Annotated in this window: 3 protein-coding genes; all 3 read left to right on the top strand. The window is 46.3% G+C overall.

Features of this window, described 5'->3' with window-relative positions; translation table 11 throughout:
* The first annotated feature begins 66 nt into the window (after positions 1 to 66).
* Genes ZYMOP_RS04715 through ZYMOP_RS04705 form a run of 3 tightly spaced genes read left to right on the top strand, consistent with a single transcriptional unit; the run spans position 67 to position 4,797 of the window.
* The gene (locus ZYMOP_RS04715; protein WP_013934214.1) at positions 67 to 1,476 is read left to right on the top strand and encodes a TolC family outer membrane protein; all 1,410 of its coding nucleotides are present in this window, start codon (positions 67 to 69) and stop codon (positions 1,474 to 1,476) included.
* A complete protein-coding gene (locus ZYMOP_RS04710) occupies positions 1,473 to 3,620 on the top strand; it encodes a type I secretion system permease/ATPase (protein WP_013934213.1) in 2,148 nt (715 codons plus the stop codon). Before ZYMOP_RS04715 ends, ZYMOP_RS04710 begins: the two co-directional genes overlap by 4 nt.
* Positions 3,613 to 4,797, top strand: coding sequence for a beta-barrel domain-containing protein (locus ZYMOP_RS04705; protein ID WP_013934212.1), 1,185 nt, complete (start codon positions 3,613 to 3,615; stop codon positions 4,795 to 4,797). The genes ZYMOP_RS04710 and ZYMOP_RS04705 overlap by 8 nt, the downstream gene beginning before the upstream one ends.
* Positions 4,798 to 4,923 lie beyond the last annotated feature (126 nt).

Raw genomic sequence — 4,923 nt, 5'->3', positions numbered from 1 at the left:
TATTATATGAAAAAATTGTCCATGCGAGCCCAATGGCATCGCTGCATGAGAGGCTTTTTGCCTCTCATGATAGCGATAGCCCCTATTCCGGCTCTTGCCTCCTCTCATGCTTTTGCCCCCAAAATGCCGGGATTAGATAGCTTACCCACTTTAGCGGATGCTTTGGCCTGTAATGAAGAACCTGCCTATGTGCGTGACGAGGTAGCACGTAATGCTAATGTTGATGGTTGGTTAACTTTAAATCAGGCAATTCATCGCGCTATTGATGCGCATCCCTCGATTACGGATGCAATCGCCACCTTAAGTCAGCAGCAAAGTGGTATCGGGGTCGCGCGGGCAGGGTATTATCCTCAATTCAAAGCGGGGACTAGCGGTGGCCCGTGGACTTCAGCACGGGGGCTCGGTCCTTACATTTCGGCTTCTGCTTCACAAATGCTTTATGATTTTGGAAAAGTATCTCATCAGGTCATGCAGGCCCATGCCTTGGCTGCCCGCCAACAAGCCAAGGTTTTAGGGGCAATTGATGATGTTTCACGTGATGTGGCCGAGGCGATTGTTAATGTGCATCGTTACCAACAGCTAACGATCGCAGCATCGGATTTATTACAGGCGGTCTCCTCTGTAAAAGAGATGGCTGAATTGCGGGCTAAGGCAGGGATTTCTACCCGATCTGATCCTATTCAAGCCTCATCCCGTCTTGATCAAGCCCGCTCTAATCTGATTGAAGCCCGTGCCATGTTGGAACAGTCAAAGGAAAACTTACGTACCTTAATGAATGAAACCCGACCGTTACCTTCTAATATATGTATTGCAGAACCCCATGATTTGCCGCCTTTTAAACCTGATGCGCCGGTTGATGCAGCGCTTGATGCGGATTTATTACCCGCAGCACTGGAAGCTAAGGCCGAAGCGAAAGCTGCCGAAGCCCAGTTAGGTATCGTCAAAGCCGGTCGTTTTCCCACTATTTCGCTAGATGGTAATTATGGCCGTTCCTTACGGGGGTCTATCTATCCGGCAGCACCGGATAGAAGACAAGATTACGGCAGCATTATTCTGAATGTATCGACCCAGATGTTTCAGGGTACCGGTATCTTAAGTCAGTTAAAAGCGGCCAGTCATGCCGTAGAAGCGGCCCATGCACGACAACAAACGGCTTTATTAGAGGCACATAATAAGCTCCGCTCTATCCATGCGGCGGCTATGGGGTCGATCAGCCGTTTAGGTATTCTTCAAGATAGATTGGAAACCATTATAGAAGCGCGTGATCTTTATCGGGATCAATATCGTTTGGGATCGCGCTCTTTAATCGACCTTTTGAACAGTGAACAAGAAATTTATCAAGCCCGTGTAGAGAACGTCAATGCCCATCATGATCTTTGGTTGAGTGAAGCCGATCAGGTCGCGGCATCCGGTCGCACGCGCGCTGTTTACGGCATTGATCACAGTGTCGTTCAGGGATTGGAGATATTACCGTGAGTGAGCAGGGGGGCAAAACCGCAGAAGGCGCAGGGGATACGTTGGAATCATGGCTAGAGGCCATGATTGCGATTGCCCGCCATTATAATTTGCCGGTCTCTATTGAACATATTCGTAATATTATGTCTTGGGATGATGCGCGATCAGGGGAAGGTCGTTTATCTGTTATGGCGCGTCATTTAGGGTTAGGCTTTCGGTTGGAAACGGGCGAAAAGGCTGAATCTGCTGTAAGGTTGGGGGTCGCCTTACCGTTAATTGCCCGCTGGGATGATGGGCGTGTTGGTTGCATTATGGCTAACGACGGTGATGGCCATCTAGCCGTGCGCTTTTCCGGTGAAGGGGATTTGGAAACACCGACGGCTAGTGATTGGTTAGCTGATCATGTAGTAGAAATCGCTTATTTACGGCCTTTACGGGCTATTCCTGATGGGCGTGTCGATGATTATATCCGCCCTTATCGTTCTGATTGGTTTCGTCGTTTAGCCTTGGCCGATTGGCGTCGTTACGGAGATGTCATTCTTGCTTCCTTATTTATTAATACCCTAGCCCTTTCTTCTACCCTTTTTTCTATGCAGATATATGATCGCGTTGTTCCGGCACAGTCCCAACCAACGCTTTGGGTTTTGTTTCTAGGGGTGATTATGGCCGTTTTTTTCGGTCTGATATTAAAAGTAGCCCGCACCCGATTATTAGATATTATTGGTAAAAAGGCAGATTTGCGGATTTCAGAGCATGTTTTTGGCCATGCTATCCGTTTAATGTACGATGCACGTCCTAAGGTCGCTGGCAGCTTTATTGCCCAATTACGAGAGTTGGAACATGTACGCGAATTATTGACTGCGACCAGCATTGCCATGATTACAGATTTACCGTTTTTCTGTCTATTTTTGGCTATTTTGTGGATGGTCGGCGGAAACCTGATCTGGGTCGCCCTAGCCGCCATACCTTTATTAGTTATTCCCGGTATTTTGGTACAATATCCTTTGGCACGCTTGTCACAACAAGGGATGCGTGAATCCGCTTTACGTAATGCTTTACTGATCGAAGCCGTGGATGGATTTGAAGATATTAAACTGATGCGGGCGGAGCCTCGCTTTGAACGACGGTGGAATCATGTCCACTCGGTGGCGGCTTCCATTGCTATGCAACAGCGCTTTTTTACCGGCATGATTGTCACTTGGAGTCAGGAAATACAAACCGTTGTTTATGCTCTAATTTTATTAGTCGGTTGTTTTCAGGTGATGAAAGGGACGATGACAACGGGTGCTTTGGTGGGTTGTTCTATTCTTACCTCTCGTATGATTGCGCCTTTAGCACAATTAGCCGGATTTTTTCTTCGCTTTCAGCAAGCCCGCGTTGCTCGTGAAGGGTTAGACTCTTTGATGAACCGCCCCGCCGATCGGGCAGATCAAGTACAGTTATTACAAGCCCCCGTTATTCGGGGACAATATCAATTTGAAGAAGTCCGCTTTCTGCACGATTTGGAAAGAGGTCGTCCAGATATTGATGTTGCCAAATTAGCCATCCAACCCGGCGATAAAATAGCATTATTAGGAAAAAACGGGGCCGGTAAATCAACCTTATTACGTATGTTAGCAGGTCTTCACCAACCTGTGACCGGAAGAATTACGCTCGATGGTTTGGCGCTTGCTGCCATCGACCCTTCTGATCTTCGGCGAGACATCGGGCTTCTGACACAGGAAGCTAAAATATTTTATGGCAGTTTGCGTGATAATTTGACTATGGGTGCGCCCTTAGCCACCGATAATCAAATTATGTGCGCTTTGGATCAGGTCGGCCTTAAAGGCATTCTTGATCAGCGGGCAGATGGTTTGGATATGCTGTTACGTGAAGGAGGCGGTGAATTATCACGGGGGCAACGTCAATCCATTATTCTTGCTCGTTTGATTTTATCCGAACCTTCTATTGTCTTACTGGATGAACCCACTGCTCATTTTGATGACATGACAGAGCATCGCTTACTGACCGGTTTGGAAACATGGATAAAGACCCGTACCTTGGTTGTTGCCACGCACCGTCAAGCTGTTTTGCGGTGGGTCAATCGCATTATCATTTTAGATAATGGCCACATCGTCGTGGATGGCGAGCGTGATGCTGTATTGAAAAGGTTGCGTCATGGCTGATTCCCCTTCTTACACAGGTATAGAACCCCTTGCCCATCATAGTCTGCTTAGAATGCCGACACGGATTATTTGGATTATTGCGGCTCTATTAGTAAGTTTTTTTCTATGGGCCGCTTTTTCGACTTTAGACGAGGTTTCAACCGGTACAGGAAAAGTAGTCCCTTCCTCTCATGAACAAACCATCCAGTCTTTGGAAGGGGGAATCCTTGTTGATTTAAAAGTAAAAGAAGGCGACATTGTCAAAGCTGGACAAATGTTGGCTCAGCTGGATCGTACGCGCACGCAATCTTCTGTTGATGAGACCGCCGCACGGGCCATTGCTGCCGAAGCAACGGCGGCACGGCTACGTGCAGAAGTCAACAATATGCCTTTATCTTTCCCAGTAGAAGTTAAGGCTTATCCGGCCTTAATTCGTTCAGAAACAGCGCTCTATAATTCGCGTCGCACTAGCCTTGCAACAGGTCTTTCTGATCTTCATCGTCAGCTTACTTTAATCAAAAATGAGCTGGCTATGACCGAACCTCTGGTGGCCAAAGGGGCTGCCAGTGATGTTGAAGTGTTGCGATTGCAACGGCAAATCAGTGAAATCCAAACGCGTGCTGATGATATGCAAAGTCAGTATATGGTGAAAGCGCGTGAAGATTTGGAAAAGGCGGAAGCCGAGGCCAAAGCGCAAGAATCAGTCACTCGGGGGCGGTCTGATATGTTAGACCGTTTAACCTTTTCTTCTCCCATGCGCGGCATCGTGAAAGATATTGAGGTTACTACTAAGGGGGGCGTTATTCCTCCTAATGGTCGATTGATGACTATTGTCCCTATGGATGAACAACTTTTGGTCGAAGCCCGTATTTCACCGCGAGATATTGCTTTTATTCACCCGGGACAGAGCGCCATGGTCAAATTGAGCGCTTATGATTATTCTATCTATGGAGGGCTTCCGGCTAAGGTAACGGTTATTTCTCCCGATACTGTCCAAGATGATGTCCGTCGGGATACTTATTATTATCGGGTTTGGGTTCGTACAGATTCTGATCATTTAACTAATAAATCAGGGCATAGCTTCCCAATTGTTCCGGGTATGGTGGCAACAATTGATATTCATACCGGTTCAAAAACAATATTACAGTATTTGATTAAGCCTTTAAATCGGGCGAAAGAAGCCCTTCGTGAAAGATGAAATTGAACATCCTTAAATATTATCAATATTGTTTAGTAGAAATCTATTGTCAATATTGTATATTGATTAAAATTTATAAAATAAAATTACTATATTTTTTATAAAAAATATTTAAATTTTCTAATA

Origin of the sequence: Zymomonas mobilis subsp. pomaceae ATCC 29192 (genome assembly GCF_000218875.1) — a bacterium.
In the GTDB taxonomy this organism is placed as follows: domain Bacteria; phylum Pseudomonadota; class Alphaproteobacteria; order Sphingomonadales; family Sphingomonadaceae; genus Zymomonas; species Zymomonas pomaceae.
This window is presented reverse-complemented; position numbering and strand designations above follow the sequence as displayed.